Source organism: Halobacillus litoralis (assembly GCF_009856445.1).
Lineage (GTDB): Bacteria > Bacillota > Bacilli > Bacillales > Halobacillaceae > Halobacillus > Halobacillus litoralis.
The window spans coordinates 348,149-369,664 of record NZ_WMFA01000002.1; the positions used below are offsets into that span (position 1 = coordinate 348,149).

Below are 21,516 nucleotides of genomic sequence, written 5' to 3' on the forward strand. Positions count from 1 at the left end.
CTCGCCGTCGTTTTTTCCTATTTTTATATCCCACCCGGAATGAGTCGGAATGCTACTTCTATTTTTTGGTACAGGCCATTTCCTATGCTAAAGTGGGAACAGACGAGGGGTCAGACATCGACTTCTACGAAAAGAAGGACGGGGAGGAATTTCAATGAAAACGATCAAGTGGGGAATTATAGGATGCGGGGACGTCACAGAAGTGAAAAGCGGCCCTGCATTTCAACTGATTGAACAAAGTTCCCTTCAAGCGGTGATGAGAAGGAATGGCGAGAAGGCGAAAGACTACGCGGAACGTCACGGCGTGCCTCAATGGTATGACCAGGCGGAAGAATTAATCCATGATGACGAAGTGGACGCAGTATATATTGCGACACCACCTTCTTCTCATAAGGAATATACCATCATGGCAGCCAAAGCCGGAAAGCCCGTCTACGTGGAAAAACCGATGGCCAATAGTTTGGAAGAATGTGAAGAAATGGTTCGTGCATGTGAAGAGCATGGTGTACCTTTATTTGTAGCCTATTATCGAAGATCACTGCCGAGATTTTTGAAAGTGAAGGAACTGATTGATGAAGGCGCAATTGGGGATGTACGCTTCGCATCTATGCAGCAGACTCAGCAGATCGTCGCGAAGGATGAGAATGGAGATTGGCCGTGGAGAGTCATTCCTGAAAAAAGTGGAGCAGGATTGTTTTATGACGTTGGTTCCCATACGTTGGATCTCTTCGATTATCTGCTTGGACCTTTGAAAGATGTGAGAGGATTTGGGCTCAACCTTGCTGATTCCTATCCCGCCGAAGACACCGTCAGTGGTGTATGGCAATTTGAAAGTGGTGCGGTGGGAACAGGCGTATGGAATTTCTCTTCCTATAAAAATGAGGATGATAACCGTATCGTCGGAACAAAAGGAGAGATCCAGTTTTCCACCTTCGATGACAAACCGGTGGTCCTGGTCACCGATGCCGGGGAAGAGTCTTTTTACATCGAGCGTCCGAAACATATTCAACAGCACCATATCCAGACGATTGTGGATGAGCTGCTCGGAAAAGGGACGTGTCCAAGCACCGGAAAAACAGCGCTTCGCACCAATAAGGTGATGGGGGAGCTTGTTAAAGAGTATTATCAAGAACGTGGCTGAACGACCTACCGTTCCATAAATATTTTATGGGACGGTTTTTCTTTGCTTATGCATAGACTTCCGTGAGAAATGAAGATAAAATCAATGTTTAACAGCTTGAAGAACTTGGGGACATGATTCAAGGAGTTATAATTTTAGATTGAATAGAAGAAGGTGTTTCATATGTTACATAATCCAAAAGGTAAAGAGAGATTAGGGCTTGCGTTTCTACTTGGCATGCTCGGGATTCTAGGGCCATTGAACATTGATATGTATCTGCCGAGCTTCCCGGGGATCGCCTCCGATTTAGAGACGAGTGCCTCGCTTGTTCAGCTCAGTTTGACGACCTGTCTGATCGGACTTGCCGTCGGTCAAATTGTCGTAGGGCCCGTCAGTGATTCGCAGGGGAGGAAGAAACCGCTCATCGTTTTCCTTTCCCTCTTCGCACTGGCGTCCTTCCTATGTGCGCTTGCGCCGAATATCCTGGTGCTCGTGATCGCCCGTTTCATCCAGGGGTTCACAGCTTCTGCCGGCGTCGTCCTTTCCAGAGCTGTCGTGCGTGACGTATTTTCAGGGAGAGAGTTGACGAAATTCTTCGCCTTACTCATGGTGATCAATGCGACGGCTCCGATGATCGCACCGATGACAGGGGGAGCCATTTTACTTTTACCATTCGCCACTTGGGAGACGATCTTTTTCTTTTTAAGTATCGTAGGTATTGCGATTGTTCTGACTGTCGCAGGAAAATTACCGGAAACCCTTCCGGTGGAAAAAAGGATTCCGAGTTCTGTGAAAGAATCGATCCTGACAATCGGACGCCTATTGAAAGACCGCTCGTTCATCGGCTACGCGCTGACGATCGGTTTTGTTCATGGCGGGAGTTTCGCTTATGTATCCGGAACGCCGTTCGTTTACCAGGGCATCTACGACGTATCCCCTCAGGCCTTTAGTGTCCTGTTCGGGATTAACGGACTCGCAATCATTACCGGAAGCTTTTTAGTCGGCCGCCTCGGTGGGATTTTCCATGAAAGAAGTCTTCTCCGGACCGCTGTTATTGTTGCCGTCAGTGCCACCGGTTTTCTTTTGGCGATGACCATCATTGAAGGACCGTTGTATTCGATTGTCATACCGATTTTCATCTACATGACGGCGATGGGGATGGTGCTGACAAGTACGTTCACCTTGGCGATGGAGCATCAGGGGCACCGGGCCGGGAGTGCCAGTGCGGTGCTCGGGATGCTGCCCTTGTTATTTGGGGCCACCGTTTCTCCCCTTGTCGGCCTTGATGAGACGACGGCTGTACCGATGGGAGCAATCCTGTTTACGACCGCTTCGATTGGTGCGGTGATCTTTTTTACATTGACGACGAAAAAACAGCATGCCCAAATCTAATGATCATTCAAAAGTGGTGTCAGCGCTAAGCTCTTTTACAACAGTAAAGAGCGGGGGCTGGCACCGTTTTTATTTTGGGGTTATGAAGGAAAGGAATGCTAAAAATATAAATGATGAGTCATTCGATTGATTGAAGGGAAAGATAATATATACTAAAATAGATAGGAATGAATGTTCATTCCGCATAGGAGGGAGGATGTTTATATGCCGACATCCACAAATAAAAGAGATCATATCTTCCATAGTGCGCTGTCACTATTCGCCGAACGCGGTTTCGATGCAACGACGATTCCGATGATTGCGAGCGATGCAAAAGTAGGAGCGGGTACGATCTACCGCTATTTTGAGAACAAAGAAGTTCTAGTCAATACATTGTTTCAATATTACACAGGCTTGTTCACAGAGACCCTTGAAGAAGGATATCCCAAGGATGCAGGGATCCGTGATCAATTTCATCATTTGTTTCAAGGGATGGTGCGTTTTACAAATGAGCATGAGCATGCGCTTTATTTTATTAAAACTCATAACGCCGCCTACTTTCTTGATGAAACAAGCAAGGACCAGTTCAACCATCTGTTAATGATTCTCCAGGAATTCCTTGATGAGGGGAAAGAAAAAGAAATCATCAGAGACCTTCCGTCAAAAGCGTTGATTGCTATTATTTTCGGTGGGTTTCTTGAGCTGTTTAAATTGATCCGTGCAGGTGAGATCGAAGCGACGGATCAATTGTTAGCCGGTGTCGAAGAAAGTTGCTGGGATGCTGTGCGTCATCATGAGTAAGGAGACAGTGTCTCCTTTACAATAAACGGAATGAATATTCATTCCGGTAACTACAATTATGATCAAAGAGGTGGTTAACCATGAATCATACAGAAAATCTTCCACAACCTAAGTCTTATGGACCGCTCGGAAATTTGCCGAGTATTGATAAGGAAAAACCCGTACAGTCGTTCATGAAGCATGCCCGTGAACTAGGCCCGATCTTTCAAATCCAATTTCCAGGACGGACCAGTACGTTTATTTCAAGTGCCCGTTTTGCTGCTGAGATCTGTGACGAGACCCGTTTTGATAAAAAGGTAGGCCCTGCTCTCCAAAAGGTGCGTGCTTTTGGCGGAGACGGTTTGTTCACAAGTGGAACAGATGAGCCGAATTGGAAGAAAGCGCATAATATTCTGCTGCCGAGTTTCAGTCAGCAGGCGATGAAAGGCTACCATGACAAAATGATCGACCTCGCTTCCCAGCTGGTTCAAAAGTGGGCGAGACTCAATCCCAATGAAGAAGTGGACGTTCCCGATGACATGACCCGTCTGACGCTTGATACGATCGGATTGTGCGGGTTCAATTATCGATTCAACAGTTTCTATCGGGAAGATGCGCATCCTTTCATTGAAAAAATGGTGCGTGCCTTGGATGAATCCATGAGTCAGACGCAGCGCCTGGGTATTCAGGATAAGCTGATGGTCCGCTCCAAGCGACAGTTCAGAGAAGATATCGATTACATGTTCAATCTTGTCGACCAACTCATCGAAGAACGAAAACAAGCAGGAGATCAGGGAGAGGATGATCTGCTAGGGCACATGCTGAAAGGGAAAGATCCTGAAACAGGCGAAGCCCTGGATGATGAGAATATCCGCTTCCAAATCATCACCTTCCTCATCGCTGGACACGAAACGACGAGCGGACTGCTTTCTTTTGCCCTGTATTATCTATTGAAACATCCGGACAAGTTACAAAAAGCCTATCAGGAAGTGGATGAAGTGCTGGGTGATGATACCCCTTCCTTTAAACAGGTGAAACAGCTGAAATATGTACGGATGATTTTAAATGAAGCGTTACGTCTATGGCCGACTGCTCCTGCATTTTCTGTGTATGCAAAAGATAAGACAAGCCTTGATGGCGAATATGAAGTGGAAAAAGGAGACACGTTCACACTGCTCATTCCGGAGCTTCATCGTGATACCACGGTTTGGGGAGAGGATGCTGAGGAATTCAACCCGGAACGATTTGAAGATCCAGCAAGAATTCCTCATCATGCGTACAAGCCTTTTGGTAATGGTCAGCGTGCGTGTATCGGACAGCAGTTTGCCCTTCATGAAGCGACTCTCGTTCTCGGCATGATTTTACAGCATTTCGATCTTGAAGATCATACGGATTATCAATTGGACATCAAAGAAACGTTGACGTTCAAACCGGATGGTCTGACGATGAAAGTGAAATCCAGAAGAGCTTTCACCGGGTTTCAAACACCAGAGGCGGATGAAAAGAGTGAAACGAAGGACATGCCTGCGCGCGAGTCTCATGGTACGCCATTCCATGTCCTGTTCGGATCGAATATGGGAACCGCCGAAGGCGTGGCCCGCGAGCTTGCGGAAACGGCCCGTCATCAAGGTTTTGCTGTTACAACGGCTCCGCTTGATGAATGGACAGGAAATCTTCCGAAAGAAGGAGCGACATTGATCGTTTCCGCTTCCTATAACGGACATCCACCAGACAATGCGACTTCGTTTGTCCAGTGGCTGACCTCAACTGAGGAAGCAGACCTCGATGGGGTAACCTACGCCGTTTTCGGATGCGGAGACCGGAATTGGGCGAGCACGTATCAACGGGTTCCTTCAACGATCGATGATGAGCTCGATGCGAAAGGAGCCTTCCGTCTGCTTGAGCGGGGAGAAGGAGATGCCAACGAAGATTTTGATGGCGATCTGGAAAAATGGGAAGAGAAGCTTTGGCCGGCCTTAGCTGATCATTTCAGCCTGGACTTGGAAGAAGGCCAGGATGCCTCAAGTCCCGTTTCCATGGAATTCGTCAGCGGAACGAGCTACACGCCAGTGGCGCGCACATATGATGCTTTCACTGCCGTAGTCCTTGAAAACAAGGAGCTGTTGAAGGATGCCGAACGCAGCACCCGTCACGTGGAGGTGGAACTTCCTGCAGGGATGACTTTCCAGGAAGGAGATCACTTGGGTGTCGTACCGGAAAATACGCCGGCCATGGTAAACCGTGTGCTCGACCGGTTCGGACTCAAAGGAGAGGAGCATGTGATCTTGAGCGAAGGCACAGGCCGCGCCTCCCATCTTCCTACAGGACAACCCGTTCAACTTCTGCAGTTGTTGTCGTCCTACGTGGAACTACAGGAGCCTGCAACCAGGACGCAGATCCGTGCGCTTGCAGCGAGCAACCCTTGTCCGCCTCACAAAATCGAGCTTGAGCAGCTCGTTGAGGATGAAACCTATAAGTCCGAGATTTTGAAGAAACGTCAAACGATGCTGGAGCTGTTAGAAGCCTATCCATCCTGTGAGATGGAATTTGAGCAATTCATTTCCCTGCTTCCAGCTTTGAAAGTGCGTTATTATTCGATTTCCAGTTCCCCTCGAGTTGAGGCTCATCAACCGAGTGTCACGGTCAGTGTTGTTCGAGGAGAAGCCTGGAGTGGAACAGGACAGTATGAAGGCGTGGCATCGAACTATCTGGCATCAAGGGAAGCCGGAGATAAAATCGCCTGTTTCGTCCGTACCCCTCAATCAGACTTCCAACTGCCGGAAGATCCTGAAACACCGATGATCCTTGTCGGACCGGGAACTGGAATCGCTCCCTTCCGAGGCTTCATCCAGGCTCGTAAGGCGATGCATCAGGATGGATTAACGCTCGGCGAAGCGCACCTCTATTTCGGATGCCGTCATCCGGAACAGGACTTTTTGTACGAGGACGAATTGAAAGAAGCGGAACGCCTCGGATTGATCGACCTGCATACCGCTTTTTCAAGACAAACGGATGGAGAAAAGGTTTATGTCCAGCATGTGATGAAGAAAAATGCGGCAGCGATCCTTTCTCTATTAGATCAAGGAGGCCGTCTCTATATTTGCGGGGATGGCAGCAAAATGGCTCCTGAAGTAACGCATACACTGGTGGAGTGTTACCGTGATCTCAATGAAGTCAGTGAGCAGGAAGCTGTTTCGTGGTTAGAAGAATTAGAACAGTCTGGACGTCTGGCGAAAGATGTCTGGGCCGGTTCTTAATAGATTTCATTTCCTGGTTGATGCATGAACGGAAGTATATCATGAAAATCTCTTAGGGTAGCCCCTAAGGAGGATCATGATCACCCGTTTCATGCATCAGCCCTGATTATTTTATTTACAGGAGCAACATGTATGAAACAGATATGGAAAATTTTCGCAAGAGATTGGAAGAGTATTTCAACAAACTGGGTGGCTATGATTTTGATTGGCGGATTGATTGTTCTGCCTTCCTTATATGCCTGGTTTAATATTAAGGCTTCGTGGGATCCCTATAGTCAGACCGATCAGCTGCCTGTTGCGGTTGTCAATGAGGATGAAGGGGCAATCGTCAGAGATACGGAAATTGATGTAGGGAAAGATTTAGTAGAAGAATTAAAAGATAATGACAGCTTTGACTGGCAGTTTACCGATCGGGAAACGGCTATGGATAAAGTCGAATACGGGGATTATTACGCCGTCATCGTCATTCCGGATACCTTTTCGGAGAAACTCGGGACAGTGGTCAGTGATCAGCCGGAAAAATCCAAAGTCGAGTACTATGTCAATGAAAAAATCAATGCTATTGCACCTAAGATCACGGAAAAGGGTGCCAGCGTGATCGTCGATCAGATTACCAATGCGTTTGTTTCAGAAGTGAATGGCACAGTCGCAGAATTGTTTAACGACCTGGGTCTGGAACTTGAAAAAGATCTTCCTGATATCAAACGTTTTGAAGAATATGTCTTTAAGCTTGAGGAAAATCTCCCTGAAATTTATGATCTGATTTCTGGAGCTTATGATGATTCAGAAAATGCGGCTTCGATCATTAACGATGTGCAGGGACTTCTCCCCCGGGCCGATCAAGTGACCCGTGAGAGCCTTGGCACCATTGATGAGACCACAAGCTTCTTAAATGAAGCAGAACAGCGGTTAAATGAGGTTGCGCCTCAAGTGGAAGCTGACTTGAAAAAAGCTCAGCAGACGGCAGAAGATGTCAACAGCTTCATAACTGATGTTCAATCTGTGGACCTTGATTTAGAAGGGATCACGCAATTGAAAGATGGAATTAACCAACGGACGAATGAGGCGCTGGAGCAGCTGAATACAGTGGAAAACTTGTTGAAGCAGATTCAGGAGCAGCAGCAACAGCAGGAAGAACAGAATAGTGAAGAGAATCCTGAAAACGGGGAAGAGAATCAGCAGGCTGGTTCTCAAGTGTCTCAGGAAACGGTGAATCAAGCGTTGACAGAGGTCGAGCGCATTCGTGAAGGGTTGCAGAATGTTCAGAATGATGCCGGCCAGCTTGAAGAACAAATTAAGGATAGTCAGAGAGAGATTGATAACACACTGACGACACTGGAAGAGAAATCCGGCGAAACTGCTGATCGAATCGATGCTTTTCTGACAGAGTACAATGAAAATATTGAGCCAAGAGTCCTTGAAGAAATCAATCAGGCTCAGCAGACGCTTGCCGATGCCCGAAGTATTCTGACTGACGCTCAATCTACGATTCCACAGATCTCGCAGATCCTTGGAAGTACAGAAAGCAACCTGGCTGAAGGGCAGGATATTCTTGAATATATGTTAAATGAATATCCGTATGTGAACGAGAAAGTCAATCAAATGGCTGATCGTATTCGGGATATCCAGGGAGAAACAGATATAAATGAAATCATCGAGCTTCTGAAAAACGATCCTGAAGCAGAGCAAAGCTTTTTTGAAGAGCCGGTGAGTCTAAGTAAGAATACACTGTTTCCGATTGAAAATTACGGAACAGGGATGACGCCGTTTTACACGGTGCTTGCGCTATGGGTAGGCGCGCTTTTACTGGTTTCCCTTTTATCAACGGAACCCGTCCATACGTCGGAGTACCGATCCTACGAACAGTACCTGGGCAAACTGGCGACTTTTGTAAGCATTGGTTTCCTGCAGACCTTCGTTGTCACTTTAGGTAATCTGTTCTTATTAAAGATTGGTATTGCCGAATCCCTTTATTTTGTGCTGTTTGGCCTTGGGATTAGTTTTGTTTTCATGACGATCGTGTTTACACTTGTATCCGTTCTTGGTGATGTCGGGAAAGCAGGGGCGATTGTCTTCCTTGTCCTGCAGATTGCCGGTTCCGGGGGAACGTATCCGGTCGCTTTACTTCCGGAATTCTTCCAGAACATTCATCCATTCCTGCCGTTCTCTTACGCGGTCGACTTATTGAGGGAAGCGGTTGGAGGCATCGTTGAGGCACGTGTTAAAACAGACGTGATTCGCTTATCTGCGTTTGCCGGCCTATTCCTTGCCATTGGGATCTTCTTGAAAGGACCCCTGCATGATAAATCAAGAAAATTAATGAAAAAGTCAAGAGAATCCGGTTTATTCCATTGATATGGATGGACAGTGAAAAAGGAACTTCCGATGCGGAGGTTCCTTTTTGTATTTACTTGTAATCAAAGTAAGGTCATCGTCCATGGGTACAGAGCCGATGAGGACCAATTATGTAATGGAGGGAGGACTTCTCTTTTACCGCCTCTCCTGTGCAGGAATGGATGTGCCGGGTAGAAACAGATTGCTTTCGTTCTCATTTTTTATCTGTAATAATGAAAAATACCGTTACAAAAGGAGGCAGATCAATGACAAACCAAACAACAACAAAACCTTTATTCGAAACATTTACGAGTGATAAATTAAATCTTCCGAACCGGACCGTGATGGCCCCGATGACACGTGGATTTTCTCCCGGCAACATTCCTAATGAGGAAGTGGCTGCGTATTACCGCAGACGTGCAGAAAATGAAGTCGGGTTGATTATTACAGAAGGGACAGGAATCGATCATCCAGCTTCCGTCTCTGGCGCGAATATTCCTGTGTTTCACGGAGAAAAGGCGCTGAATGGCTGGGCCGATGTTGTGAAGCAAGTACATGAGGCCGGCGGTAAAATTGCTCCGCAGCTGTGGCACGTAGGAATGACTCGCAGCAAAGGCGACCTTCCGAATGAGGAGACCATGCCTGTAGGTCCATCAGGTCTGAGCCTGGATGGAGAGCAAGTGACCGAACCATTAACGACAGAAGAAGTAGAGGCATTGGTGAAATCCTATGCCAAAGCAGCCGCGGATGCGAAGCGCCTTGGCTTTGATGCGATTGAAATTCACGGGGCTCATGGGTACTTGATCGACCAGTTCTTCTGGGAAAACACCAATAAGCGTACCGACCGTTATGGCGGCGATTTCGTCGAGCGCACGCAGTTTGCCGTAGAGATCGTTGAAGCATGCCGTCGTGAAGTCGGAGAAGATTTTCCGATCATTTTCCGTTTCTCCCAATGGAAGATGAATGACTTCCAGGCGAAATTGGTTCACACACCTGAGGAGCTGGAACGTTTCTTACAGCCACTTGTAGAAGCAGGCGTGGATCTGTTCCACTGCTCTACGCGCAGGTTCTGGGAGTCTGAATTTGAAGGTTCTGACTTAAACCTTGCCGGCTGGACGAAGAAGCTTTCAGGTAAGCCCGTTATTTCCGTAGGTTCTGTAGGTCTTGATGGTGTCTTCACAGACTTCTCAGGTGCCGGTACAACAAGTCTTGACGGTTTAGTGGAGAAGCTTGATCGTGAGGAGTTCGATCTTGTGGCTATTGGCCGTTCGTTATTGATGGATCCTGAATGGGTGAAGAAAGTCCATGAGGGCAGAGCGGACGATCTGTTGGCATTTAATAAAGAAGCACTGCAAAAACTGTATTAAAGTTAGAACAGGCGTCCTATTTCAGGGCGTCTGTTTTTAATTTTATGAAGAAAACAGAAAAGAAGCTTTTAAAGAGATTGGACGATTCAAAAGTTTCGTTGTTTTCCATAAAGTATAAAAGACGATGATAAGGAGGGACTGATTTTAGTAACACATTAATTTTGAGTAGGTAACAAGCGGGAGTAATCATGACATTGAGGAGGAATCTCTCTGTCGTGTGCCCCCTGGAAACCAGATGGCAAGAGAGCTGTTCATCCGCTATAATGAGAGAGACTTCAACAGGAAACGGAGTGCTTCAATGATATACAACGATGAGTATTTCATGAAAATAGCTATTGAACAAGCATCAAAGTCGAGAGCAGAAGGAAACGAACCGTTTGGCGCCATCCTGGTAAAAGGCAAGGATATTGTAAAAGTGGCTGAGAACAAAGTACATACCCACTCAGACCCCACATATCATGCAGAAATAGGGCTGATCCGAGATTTTTGTTCAGAGAACCAGCTTTTCGATTTGAATGAATACACCCTATACACCAGCTGTGAACCTTGTGTGATGTGTTCAGGTGCCATGGTTTGGTCTAATCTTGGTAAAATGGTATATAGTGTGACTCATGATCAATTAGCAAGCATCGCAGGGGATAACATTATGATTTCCTGTAAAGAGGTATTTGCTAAAAGCCCACTCAAGCCTGTAGTCGTAGAAAAAGTATTAAACGACGAAGGTCTGAAGGTATTCGATGGGTACACGTTTGGTTAGTGCAGCTTCCTATCCGTAACCCCGGGCAAAAGATAGATGCCCGGGGTTCTTTTTGATTTATCAGTAAAAACATGAATGGTATGCAGGTTTTCAAAGCTTATTGCCTAACAGACCATGTTAAAGAAAGGGGCCATAATAAAGGATTTTCGTGTAGGTTATAGAAAGTATCATAAGAGAAGGAGGTGTGGGGATGGGTGAAGAAAAGAAGATTACGTTCATGTTGCCGGACCAACACAAAGAGGCGTCGGTCTCGGATACCTCAAGCGAAAAATATTTAGAGTTTCTCCCGGATGAACTGACGGATCTGGTCAATTCTTTCGATGGATTTGAGTTGGATACGATTGAATTGCATGTAACTGGGGCGCTTGACTCTGGAGGAGCGACGAAGCTGTTTGTGGATTTTTCGGGAGAGGCCGGAATGAAATTTACGTTGAAGAAGAAAGAAGAGAAGAAGGACTAGGTGAGAGTTTAAGGAGAATCCTTTTCTTCTATTCTAAAGGGAAACATGCGCTGGACTTTCCTATATGAAGAAAGTGTGGAAAAATTTCATGGAAAACCTGGCACATTCTGAGTGGAGATTAAGTGTGATGGCTTTTGCGGCGTTGATTGGAACGTTCACATCCATTTTCATCGTTGAACGTGAACTGAATCTAACTTTTATGATAGTGTATTTTGTGGTTTATGGGTTACTACTCGGAGGCAATGTGATTTATGTTTTAAATAAGAGAAGAAAAAACAGCAGGGAGGTAAAGGGTGAATAAGAGAGTGAGTAGCTCTTTAAGACCTTTATTATCCTATAACATCTTGGTTACCCCTCGATAATTCTATCTTATTATTGTAATATATTAATGGATGTTACCCGATCATTGAGAAGATTTTTGAGGAGGAAGACTAATGACGACTGCAAAATCAGGAACATTGACGCCCGTAACGACGACCATTCTTGAGCAGAAAGAACAGTTGGCCCGCGCCGTTGCTATTCCTAATGAAATAGGAAAAGGAGTGTCAGAGCAGCTCATTGACTGGAGAATGGAATTAATCGAAGCTTATGCCAATTCTTTAAGTCAGGATTTCAAGGAGGCTACTTCCAATCTTGAAAAGTGGAGCGACAGCGTCTCAGGACAGCTCGTAGAATTAAGGCTGCCTTTGAATCTGGCACTCGTAGAAATAAGTGAGTATAGGGAAGTCATTGGGGCAATCATTAAGCAGGAAGCTAAAGAACAGGATCTATCCTTTGACGATTTTTATGATATCCTCACTCGGTTTAATCACGCGGTTGACCAGGCCGTCCAATTCATGAGTCAATCCTATATGGATGATTTTGAAAATACTATACAAACCGCTAATTATGCAGTGGATGAACTCTCCGTTCCGATCGTTCGAGTCACAGAGACGGTTGGTGTCATTCCGATCGTAGGAGAAATCGATACGAACCGTGCGCAGCTCCTCATGGAGAATGCCTTGAAGCAAGGGGAAGAGTATGAGCTTGAGACGATCATCTTGGATTTATCCGGGGTGAGTATCATTGATACGATGGTCGCTCATCAATTATTTAAAGTGATCAATTCGTTAAAACTTACGGGTGTGAAGGGGATCATGAGTGGTATCCGTCCTGACATTGTGCAGACAATGGTGAGCCTGGGCATTAATATGAAGGGCATTCATACGTTCAGCAGCCTCCACAGGGCTATTGAATCGCTGCAACTATTAGACAAAGAATCTATCGTTTAATGTTGAATGAAAAGATGTCTCTTTGAAAATATGGATGAAAGTGACAAATAAAAGTGTCTGAACCTCGTTATGCCAAAGGGTGAACGGAACGGGTGTCAGACACTTTTATTTTGCACAACCGAGGGAAGACGCATGATTAAAACCGTCCCCCTACGCACAACGATAAAAAACACAAAGGATATTCATCCCTCTACTTATCTATTATAATGAACAGGGAACATAACCTTAGTATCATTTTCCTGTAGGTGAGGGGGATCTTATGAAAAAAAATCTATGGATTGTAGGGGGCGTACTTTTTGTCTTAGCGTTACCCTCTTTGATTTGGCTGTTTTCACCATCCAGATCACTGGATGTGACTGTTCTTGACAAAACGGTACCCGATGAGAGTTTTCGTGAACATAAAAGCCTGATGTGGCTACTGAATCACAATAAATACACAACCAATGAAGACAAGTCCTATGAAGCTGCGAGTCACTACGGTCTCGTTCCTGACGAAGAGGCGCAGGTCATTGAAGAAAAACCGCTTCCGGAAGACCTCGGGAATACGGAGTTGATTTATATCGCCGATACATACGGAGTATATGAAGAAGATGTGCCATGGGCAGAGGAATCGAAGGAGGGCGGAGCACCTTCCCTGATCCATGGTGGACTAAGCATGGGTGAATGGCAGCAGATGAAGCAGCAGGTCCAATCGAACGGCAAGGACCTGGTCATGGAATTCAACAGCTTCGCTTCCCCTACAAGTGAGGCGGTACGGAACGATGTGACCGACTTTCTGAAAGTGGATTGGCAGGGTTGGATCGGCCGTTATTTTCAGGATTTGACCGAAGGCAGGGAAGTCCCGGGCTGGGTCGTTTCCAGATGGGAAGAAAAGGGAGAGCCCTGGACGTATGAAGGGGAAGGAGTGGTTCTTATCCATGAATTCACGAGCGAGGTTCTCGTCTTGTCTTTAGAAGAAGGAGACTTGGAAGATGCTCCTATCCTTGCGACCTTTACTGAGAAAGGGAAAGAGCAGTTCGATCTCCACCAGAGTACGCCTTATCTTTACTGGTTCGATATCCTTGAGGCTGAAGAAGGAGCGGAAGTGCTGGCGGAGTATGAAATCCAAACAAGTGAGCAAGGGTCAGGAAAGCTTGATGAGCACGGAATACCTTCTACATTCCCGGCGGTCACTCACTATGAGGACCAGGGGGGCCATCGCTATTATTTCTCAGGGGATTTCGCAGATTTGGCGGATGTCCCCTCGTTCTATCAGTACAAGGGTTTTGCAAAAGTAAGGGAATGGGTCGCGAAGTTTCAACCAAACTCTGAAGAAAGCTTCTTTTGGAGCACCTATCAACCGATGATGGAAAGCATTCTTTCCGCTGTGGCAAAGGAAGAGGCTGAAAAACCTGTGACTGTTCCTCAAGCATTGACGGAAGATACCCACCATCCTTCTCGTGTCCATGATCAGAAAGTCGAAGTTTTTCAGGACAACGAATGGCAGTCAATGACGGTTAAAGGTGTCAATATCGGGATGGGAAAACCCGGTTACTTCCCCGGGGAAGCAGCGATTGATAAAGAAGAATACGCGCGCTGGTTTGAGCAGATAGGAGAAATGGACGCGAATGCCATTCGTGTGTACACCTTGCATCCGCCGGGTTTCTATGAGGCGTTGGCGGAATACAATGCAGAGGCCGAACAGCCTCTGTATGTGTTTCATGGCGTATGGATTGATGAAGGGCCTTTAGAGGAGACGAAAGATGCTTTTGATGCAGACATCACAAACGCATTTCAAAAAGAAATGAAGAAGATTGTGGATGTCATTCATGGCGAAGCTAAAATACCGGCACAGACCGGTCATGCGTCCGGACTTTATACGACGGACATCTCGCCTTATGTAGCTGGATGGATCATCGGGATTGAATGGTATCCGTATATGGTCGATCAAATGGAAAAAGATTACCCGGATCTTGGTGACTATGAGGGCACCTATACGAGGACGGAAGAAGCAAGTCCGATGGAATACTGGCTTGCGGAACAGATGGATGTTCTCACCACTTATGAAATCGACCAGTACCAAAGCATGCGTCCGTTGAGTTTCACCAACTGGGTGACGACAGACAATCTTGGTCAGCCGGCGGAACCTTTAGAACAGGAAGATCTCGCAAGCATCGATCCGAATCATATCTTTCCAAAAGGGAAGGCGGAAGCCGTCGGCATGTTCGCTTCCTATCACGTCTATCCGTATTATCCGGATTTTCTCAACCTTGAGGAGTCCTATACGGAATTCGAAGATCACCGTGGTGAAAAGAACAACTACGCAGGCTACCTGAAAGACCTGCATGAGTCGCACGAACTCCCGATTTTGATCGCTGAATTCGGCATCCCGGCTTCAAGAGGAAAGACACACGAAAACCCGTTTGGCTGGAATCAGGGTTTCATTTCAGAAAAAGAACAAGGGCAGATCGTCAAACGGCTGTATGAGGATATTCTGCAGGAGGAGCTGCTTGGCGGTCTTGTATTCAGCTGGCAGGATGAGTGGTTCAAGCGGACGTGGAATACGATGGATTACGACAATCCCGACCGCAGACCGTACTGGTCGAATGCACAGACGAATGAACAGCAGTTCGGACTCTTAAGCTTCGATCGTTTGAAAGTGAAAGTCGATGGAGAGGACGATTGGGAAGAAGGAGCCACCCTTTATGAAGATGGAAAAGAGGAGCTGCAGTCTGTGATGGCGGATCACGATGAACGGTATCTATATCTCAAAGCGGAAGTCGACCCTGAAGGTTTTGGGAAAGAGAAAGAGATTCAATTTCAGATCAGCGTGCGACCTGACAAAGGGATTGGGCTGGAGAATCAAAACCTCGTTTCAGATTTCCGTGTGACGATTCCAGGGGAAGAAGACGCGAAGATCGAAGTTGCACGTGACTATGATGTGTTCCACTATCAATATGTCCAGGAAAAAGAGATGACCGAGGATCCCTATAAGGACGAAGACTTCCACCCTATCCGTCTTGCACTCAATAAAGGGCTCGTCCGCCCGGATACCGGGGAAGAGTTTCCTTTTGATTCTTACGAGACAGGCGTCCTGCGCTATGGAATCGGAAATCCTGAATCGGAAAACTATGATTCTCTCGCCGATTATTATTACTCCGCGAAAACAGGGATTTTGGAACTCCGCCTTCCATGGATGATGTTGAATGCAAAAGACCCTAGTCAGAAGGAATTTATCGGAGATCTGGATGAAGGAGGCTTGGGATCATCGATCACGATTGATGGACTGAATATCACAGCAGCTGTTACGGAAAAAGGAAAAGTCGTCGAGTCGTTCGGGTTTGATCAGCCTGCCCGCTATACGTGGGAGAACTGGGACCTTCCTCTGCATGAAGAACGGTTGAAGAAGTCTTATCCAATCATAAAAGATATCTTTTCTACGGTCGAATGACCCTGAGAAATTTGGACGTGATATACTTTAAACCATAGATCAGGAAGGGCAGGGTGAATCATGGCTAAACATAAGATTTATACGATGAGTTTTGCTAGTGTCTATCCCCATTATGTCAACAAGGCGGAAAAAAAGGGGCGTACGAAAGAAGAAGTCGATGAAATTATCCGCTGGTTAACAGGGTATAACCAGGTGCAGGTAGAGGAGATATTAGAAAAGAAGACAGACTTTGAAACCTTCTTTGCGGAAGCTCCTGAGATGAACCCTTCACGGACGATGATCAAAGGCGTTATCTGTGGCGTTCGTGTGGAAGAGATTGAAGAGCCATTGATGCAGGAAATCCGTTATTTGGATAAAATGATTGATGAGCTGGCCAAAGGGAAAGCGATGGAGAAGATTCTGCGTAAACCCTGATCCAAATACAAAATCCCGCTCCTATGACTAGGAGCGGGATTTTTTTATAGCCAAGCACGCAAAGATAGAATTTCATCAGTCCGACTGCTTCACACTAAGGAACGTGATCGTAAACAGAATCAGACCCATCCCAATGAATTGAACAGCACCAAGGGAATCTCCAAGAAGAAGAAGACCGAATAAGGAAGCGGTCACGGGTTCGATCATAGCGACCATAGATGCGGTTGACGGAGCTGTCTTCCGTATCCCGATTACATAAAAAATAAAGGAGATCCCAGCCCCGACGAGTCCCAGCAGAATAAACCACCCGATGTCGCTTGAGCTCAACACATCAGCCAATTCATGCCTGTCGCTCAAGAGGAAGAGGATGACACAGAATGCGAAAAAGGCGATGGTTGAGATGGTCTGCGGCTTTCCGAGCAAAGCGGCTTTTTTAAAACCGAAGATGAACAATGCATAGGAGAGCCCAGCACCAAGGCCCCCTGCCGCCCCTAGAAAACTGACAGAAACCGAAGTAGGGTTATTGGCCCCTGTGAGCAGCACGATCCCTAAGAGGACACCAAGAATGCATCCCCATTTCAACCAGCTTGAACGTTCAATTCCTAGTAAAAAGGAAATCAGAAGCACGAATACCGGAGCGGTGTACATCAAAGTAGCGGCCACGGCTATGCTTGAAGCTTCGATACTTAAGAAATAAGAAGTGAAATTCCCCGCCACACCTAAACCAGCCAAAGTTGCCCACAAGTATAAGCGTCTTGAAAAAGTCCAGTTTTGTTTTCCGTTTGTAAGCAGCCATCCCAGAAAACAAAGGAATCCAACCGCGCCTCGGTAAAAGGAAATGACCACCGGGTCCCAGCCTTTTTCCATTAGAATATCAGCAATTCCTCCACTGATGCCCCATCCGATCGCGGCGAGCATCACTAATCCTACTCCTGCATATCTCACTATTTGCCTCCTAAGGTTTGAGTAATGATGCCATTGTTCCGTTCGCTGTAAGTTCCCTTAGATTGACACAAGTACCGAAAGAGGCGGCCGATTTTTTAAAGCTATTTCACAATAGTTTTTGGAAATGTGTTAACGGTTTTTCCTTATATTTCTAATTATTAAACATGGACCATTTTGTGTGGAATGGAACATTCCGTCTCCAAATGGGATAAATGAGAAATTCTGCTTGGGGAAATGGTGGGGACTTTTGCTATTTAATCGAGGATTCCCTGAGGACCGGGTTAAAAGCCCATGAAAGATTCGATACTTCTCCCTAATTTTCGATAAAAATATAAAAAACAGGTTCACTCTCCTTCTTTACAGGGTAGGAATTAGGAGTATTCAAAAGTCTTAAGAAAAGAATGGGGTTCATATGGGGATCTTCTACTATATAAAGAAATATTTTAAGATGTCAAAACGCCAGCGTAAAAGTGAATTGAAATCCACACTATGGTTTATGCCTTTCTGGTACATCGTGGGTGCGGTCGGGTTGTCCGCCTTCACGTTTTATCTTGATTATGTGGTGGATGTCGGTTTGTACCTGCCGCCCGCCATCGGTTTCAGCGGCCAGACGCTCCAAGTGCTTCTGAGTGCACTTGTCGGAGGTGTGCTGACATTGAGTGCCTTTACGATTAACTCCCTGCTTGTTGCGCTGACGACGTTCAGTGGTCAGTTTTCGTCCAAAATGCTTGTGAACTTTGTCAGTGACCGGGCGACCCAGCATGTGCTTGGTATTTTTAATGGGAGTTTTATTTATGTGCTGCTTAACTTCTTATACGTGACGCATGAAGAAGAGGAGTATATTGTCGCGACACCGGTTTTATCCATTCTCACAGCGATTACCGCTGCCGTGACGTTCATATATTTTATCAACCACACTACGACATGGATGCAGGTCCATAACATCAGTTTCAATATGAATGCCAAGTCGAAGCAGGTGCAGCATTCACTCGAAAAGGAATTAAAACCTTATCACATGGAGAAGGAGATCGTGGTGGAAGACCTTCCTCATGAATCTGAAGGGAAAGTCATTAAGACCCGCCAATCCGGTTATCTTCAAGTTGCCGATTTTTCCCGGTTGATTAAGCAGGCGGAAAGTGACGACATCCTCCTTCGGTTCGATGTCAGAATCGGAGAGTTTGTTTTAGAAGGAACCCCGCTGCTCACGTATTGGGAAAGTGGAAAAACCGTCAATCCCGACACCTACTACAAGTCTATTGAAATCGGAGTCAAGCAGACAGAGATTCAAGACTTGGAGTATGGTCTCATCAAGCTTGCGGAGGTAGCGATCAAAGCCTTAGGACATAATGATCCGCTTACGGTTACGAACACCATTCATCAGATTGCCGATTTGCTGAAAAGCATCGGACAGTCTACCGATTTCTCTCCCTACCTGTTTGATGAGGAAGAGAAGCTTCGTGTGATTCTGAATCGAAAAGATTTTCGCTATTACCTTCATAAGGGCTTCGCCTCCATAAGGGAATATGCGGACCAGAATTCCGCCGTGATGACAGAGCTGTTAACGATGATCAAAGTGTTGAGTAAATCGGTGGATGAAGGGTACCACAACGATTTATGGGAATTCGCAAGACAGACGATCTTAGGTTTCGATAACGATAGTATGTATGAAAATGACTGCCTGTACATGTTGGAGCAATTATCGGAGCTCGCTAAACAGACGGGTCATGAGAAGGATTACCTTTTCCTTCTTGAATATATGCTGAAGCGGGTCAGTTCGAAGAGTGCCACGGAAGAATCTGCTTCTCTTTAATGAATGGATCTGAAAATAGTGCGAAAGAAAGAAGCTGACATCTATAGATGCCAGCTTCTTATTTTACTTTTCTTAATACATATGAAGGAGGGGACTTGGAGCCTTGATCCCAGCATCAACCCGTTAATGGACTTCATCATTGTAGGTGTCTATATAAAGCGATCCATCTTCTTTAACCTCAGCATAAAAGACATCCTCTAAGGCGTTTAATCCATTGGCGGAAAGCTTTTCTTCCAGTTTATCCAGGCTCCATTGCAGACTTTCCAAATTGTTATGGTTCACCTTTCCATCCTGAATGACAATCGAAGAGGCGGGGCTTGCCTGCATGGTTTGGTATGGAGTGTGAACATCTTCTTTGGTGGCGGGACGTTTTCCTTGTTTTTTTAGTACAGATAGGGTCCCGTCCGTTTCGAAGATGGCATAATCAACGTCTCCTACAGAAAAGACATTCTTTTTTCTCAGGAGTAAGTTCAATTCATCTGTATCAAGGCGGGTCTTCTTCATTTCATTTTCCAGTATCTTTCCGTTACGAATGATGATGATTGGCTCCCCTTCCACCTTTTTACGTACGTTTCTCGACTTAATATCGAGAAGACCCATGAGAATGGTGAAGGCACTCCATACGGCGAGAGCAATAAGTCCGTTCCTCACACTCAATGTAGGATCAATAGCAAGGGAAGCGCCCAGTGTGCCGATGGAAATGGCGGAAACGAAATTAAAGAAGGTCATTTGGGAGATTTCTTTTCTTCCCATAAGCCTTGTAAGAATAAGTAAGGTGAAAAAAGCGATGGCAAGGCGGGTCAATAATACACTGATGGACACTTCAACACGCTCCTTTGAATAGGAAATCTTCCATATTCTTTGAAGTTGGAGTTATTTTATCCCTTGCGATGGAATAAGTTCATCCTCCCCGGGAAAAGAAAAAGGAGTATAATCTGATGTAGTCGTTACGGTTTTAGGCAGGTCATTAATGGGGAGCTAAGGGGAGGGGTATTCAATTGAGTGTACTTGTTACTGGTTTTAACGGAAAAGTAGGGAAGGAAGTCGCAAGAAAGTTGAAAGAACAAAACTTTTCCTTTACGTGTGGGGTAAGGAACGTTGAAAAAGCGGTGAAGCGGTTTGGAGATGAATTTTCCTTCGTAGAACTGGATTTCTCCAACCCTGAGACTTTTGCTGCTGCGCTGGAAGGGATTGAACAGGTTTTTCTTATTTACCCTCCGGGAGACAAAATGGAGTTTCGTGAATTCCTGAAAGTCATCAAGGAAAGGGGTGTCCAACACATCGTCTATCTCTCTGTTAAGGATGTCCAATACCTGCCGTTCATTCATCATTTTAAAAACGAGAAGTTAATAAAAAAACTAGGCGTTCCCTACACCTTCATCAGGGCCGGTTACTTCATGCAGAATCTGCAAGATTTCCTGGGTCAGGAAATCAAAGAAAACAAAAGGATATTTGTGCCGGCGGGGAAAGGGAAAACCAGCTTCGTGGACACCCGGGATCTTGCAGAGGTGGCCATACAGGCTTTTTTAAATCCTGATGAATTCAGGTATACGCGTCCCGTCATTACCGGTGAGAAAGCCTTGGATTTTTATGAGGTCGCTGAGATTATGACGGCGGTACTGGGAGAAAGAATCGAATATGCCAACCCTTCGGTAAAAGAATTCAAGTCTTACATGGTAAACAAGGGCGAAAAAGAGGACTTTGTGAACGTAGTGGTCGGGATTCATTTTCCAACGAAACTTGGATTAGCGAAAGGCGTCACCGCTGATTTCGAAAAGATCACAAACTCGAAGCCTATACCATTGGAGCAGTATGTCAAAGATTATCAGGAGAAATGGCTGACGGATGAAAATGATTGAGTAAACGCTTTACAAATAGCGTTCATTCTTGCATAGTATAGAGAAATGAAAGCGGCAATGAAGAGAAGAGTAGATAAGCAGAAGTCTTTCCAGAGAGCTCCGGGTGCTGAAAAGGAGCAGGACTTCCCTTATTGAACCAAACCTCTGAGCTTCTCATGGGAACCTGATGGGGGATCATGAGACGGGTGCTCCCGTTACAGAGACAGGGTATGAAGCGTACCTGTTGAGCTGGGTGTGGCGACACATTCATAAAACTGGGGTGGCACCGCGGATGAAACAGACCTCGCCCCCAAGACCTACATGTCTTGGGGGCGAGGTTTTTTATTGCTCTGAAATGATCT

16 protein-coding genes and 1 other annotated feature are annotated in these 21,516 nt (G+C 45.9%); of the genes, 14 read left to right on the forward strand and 2 right to left on the reverse strand.

Annotated elements, in window-relative coordinates; translation table 11 throughout:
• Positions 1-154 precede the first annotated feature (154 nt).
• The 12 genes from GLW00_RS07025 to GLW00_RS07080 all read left to right on the forward strand — a co-directional run bounded on the left by GLW00_RS07025 (position 155) and on the right by GLW00_RS07080 (position 16,561).
• Entirely contained in the window at positions 155-1,141 is a 987-nt protein-coding gene (locus GLW00_RS07025; protein ID WP_160912560.1) for a Gfo/Idh/MocA family protein, read from the forward strand.
• 162 nt (positions 1,142-1,303) lie between these two features.
• The gene (locus GLW00_RS07030) at positions 1,304-2,512 is read left to right on the forward strand and encodes a Bcr/CflA family efflux MFS transporter (protein ID WP_160912561.1); all 1,209 of its coding nucleotides are present in this window, start codon (positions 1,304-1,306) and stop codon (positions 2,510-2,512) included.
• Positions 2,513-2,716: 204 nt separating this feature from the next.
• Complete coding sequence (locus GLW00_RS07035; RefSeq protein WP_160912563.1) at positions 2,717-3,292, forward strand: TetR/AcrR family transcriptional regulator; 576 nt, start codon at positions 2,717-2,719, stop codon at positions 3,290-3,292.
• Between the two features lie 80 nt (positions 3,293-3,372).
• Positions 3,373-6,528, forward strand: a complete 3,156-nt coding sequence (locus GLW00_RS07040) for a bifunctional cytochrome P450/NADPH--P450 reductase (protein WP_160912565.1) — start codon at positions 3,373-3,375, stop codon at positions 6,526-6,528.
• A gap of 132 nt (positions 6,529-6,660) precedes the next feature.
• Entirely contained in the window at positions 6,661-8,883 is a 2,223-nt protein-coding gene (locus GLW00_RS07045; protein ID WP_202412405.1) for a YhgE/Pip domain-containing protein, read from the forward strand.
• Between the two features lie 245 nt (positions 8,884-9,128).
• On the forward strand, positions 9,129-10,229 hold the full coding sequence (locus tag GLW00_RS07050; protein ID WP_160912567.1) for an NADH:flavin oxidoreductase: 1,101 nt from the start codon (positions 9,129-9,131) through the stop codon (positions 10,227-10,229).
• 298 nt (positions 10,230-10,527) lie between these two features.
• A complete protein-coding gene (locus GLW00_RS07055; RefSeq protein WP_160913772.1) occupies positions 10,528-10,986 on the forward strand; it encodes a nucleoside deaminase in 459 nt (152 codons plus the stop codon).
• A gap of 190 nt (positions 10,987-11,176) precedes the next feature.
• On the forward strand, positions 11,177-11,446 hold the full coding sequence (locus tag GLW00_RS07060) for a hypothetical protein (protein ID WP_160912569.1): 270 nt from the start codon (positions 11,177-11,179) through the stop codon (positions 11,444-11,446).
• 64 nt (positions 11,447-11,510) lie between these two features.
• Positions 11,511-11,747, forward strand: a complete 237-nt coding sequence (locus GLW00_RS07065) for a hypothetical protein (protein ID WP_160912571.1) — start codon at positions 11,511-11,513, stop codon at positions 11,745-11,747.
• Positions 11,748-11,880: 133 nt separating this feature from the next.
• On the forward strand, positions 11,881-12,717 hold the full coding sequence (locus GLW00_RS07070; protein ID WP_160912573.1) for an STAS domain-containing protein: 837 nt from the start codon (positions 11,881-11,883) through the stop codon (positions 12,715-12,717).
• A 259-nt stretch (positions 12,718-12,976) separates the two neighbouring features.
• Entirely contained in the window at positions 12,977-16,147 is a 3,171-nt protein-coding gene (locus GLW00_RS07075) for a hypothetical protein (protein WP_160912575.1), read from the forward strand.
• 60 nt (positions 16,148-16,207) lie between these two features.
• On the forward strand, positions 16,208-16,561 hold the full coding sequence (locus GLW00_RS07080) for a DUF2200 domain-containing protein (RefSeq protein WP_160912577.1): 354 nt from the start codon (positions 16,208-16,210) through the stop codon (positions 16,559-16,561).
• Between the two features lie 75 nt (positions 16,562-16,636).
• On the opposite strand, the gene GLW00_RS07085 is transcribed toward GLW00_RS07080, so the two are convergent.
• The gene (locus GLW00_RS07085) at positions 16,637-17,506 is read right to left on the reverse strand and encodes a DMT family transporter (RefSeq protein ID WP_160912579.1); all 870 of its coding nucleotides are present in this window, start codon (positions 17,504-17,506) and stop codon (positions 16,637-16,639) included.
• Between the two features lie 448 nt (positions 17,507-17,954).
• On the opposite strand from GLW00_RS07085, the gene GLW00_RS07090 reads away from it, so the two are divergent.
• Entirely contained in the window at positions 17,955-19,316 is a 1,362-nt protein-coding gene (locus tag GLW00_RS07090; RefSeq protein ID WP_160912581.1) for a DUF2254 domain-containing protein, read from the forward strand.
• Positions 19,317-19,439: 123 nt separating this feature from the next.
• Here GLW00_RS07090 and GLW00_RS07095 read toward each other — a convergent pair whose 3' ends face one another.
• Positions 19,440-20,138, reverse strand: coding sequence for a YetF domain-containing protein (locus tag GLW00_RS07095; protein ID WP_160912583.1), 699 nt, complete (start codon positions 20,136-20,138; stop codon positions 19,440-19,442).
• Positions 20,139-20,314: 176 nt separating this feature from the next.
• On the opposite strand from GLW00_RS07095, the gene GLW00_RS07100 reads away from it, so the two are divergent.
• A complete protein-coding gene (locus GLW00_RS07100) occupies positions 20,315-21,175 on the forward strand; it encodes an SDR family oxidoreductase (protein ID WP_160912585.1) in 861 nt (286 codons plus the stop codon).
• 48 nt (positions 21,176-21,223) lie between these two features.
• Positions 21,224-21,469, forward strand: a binding site (T-box leader).
• The last annotated feature ends 47 nt before the right edge of the window (positions 21,470-21,516 follow it).

What these genes read in the sequence shown, in the direction of transcription:
- GLW00_RS07025 (WP_160912560.1), top strand. Translation starts at nt 155, where the DNA reads ATGAAAACGATCAAGTGGGGAATTATAGGATGCGGGGACGTCACAGAA.
- GLW00_RS07030 (WP_160912561.1), top strand. Translation starts at nt 1,304, where the DNA reads ATGTTACATAATCCAAAAGGTAAAGAGAGATTAGGGCTTGCGTTTCTA.
- GLW00_RS07035 (WP_160912563.1), top strand. Translation starts at nt 2,717, where the DNA reads ATGCCGACATCCACAAATAAAAGAGATCATATCTTCCATAGTGCGCTG.
- GLW00_RS07040 (WP_160912565.1), top strand. Translation starts at nt 3,373, where the DNA reads ATGAATCATACAGAAAATCTTCCACAACCTAAGTCTTATGGACCGCTC.
- GLW00_RS07045 (WP_202412405.1), top strand. Translation starts at nt 6,661, where the DNA reads ATGAAACAGATATGGAAAATTTTCGCAAGAGATTGGAAGAGTATTTCA.
- GLW00_RS07050 (WP_160912567.1), top strand. Translation starts at nt 9,129, where the DNA reads ATGACAAACCAAACAACAACAAAACCTTTATTCGAAACATTTACGAGT.
- GLW00_RS07055 (WP_160913772.1), top strand. Translation starts at nt 10,528, where the DNA reads ATGATATACAACGATGAGTATTTCATGAAAATAGCTATTGAACAAGCA.
- GLW00_RS07060 (WP_160912569.1), top strand. Translation starts at nt 11,177, where the DNA reads ATGGGTGAAGAAAAGAAGATTACGTTCATGTTGCCGGACCAACACAAA.
- GLW00_RS07065 (WP_160912571.1), top strand. Translation starts at nt 11,511, where the DNA reads ATGAAGAAAGTGTGGAAAAATTTCATGGAAAACCTGGCACATTCTGAG.
- GLW00_RS07070 (WP_160912573.1), top strand. Translation starts at nt 11,881, where the DNA reads ATGACGACTGCAAAATCAGGAACATTGACGCCCGTAACGACGACCATT.
- GLW00_RS07075 (WP_160912575.1), top strand. Translation starts at nt 12,977, where the DNA reads ATGAAAAAAAATCTATGGATTGTAGGGGGCGTACTTTTTGTCTTAGCG.
- GLW00_RS07080 (WP_160912577.1), top strand. Translation starts at nt 16,208, where the DNA reads ATGGCTAAACATAAGATTTATACGATGAGTTTTGCTAGTGTCTATCCC.
- GLW00_RS07090 (WP_160912581.1), top strand. Translation starts at nt 17,955, where the DNA reads ATGTCAAAACGCCAGCGTAAAAGTGAATTGAAATCCACACTATGGTTT.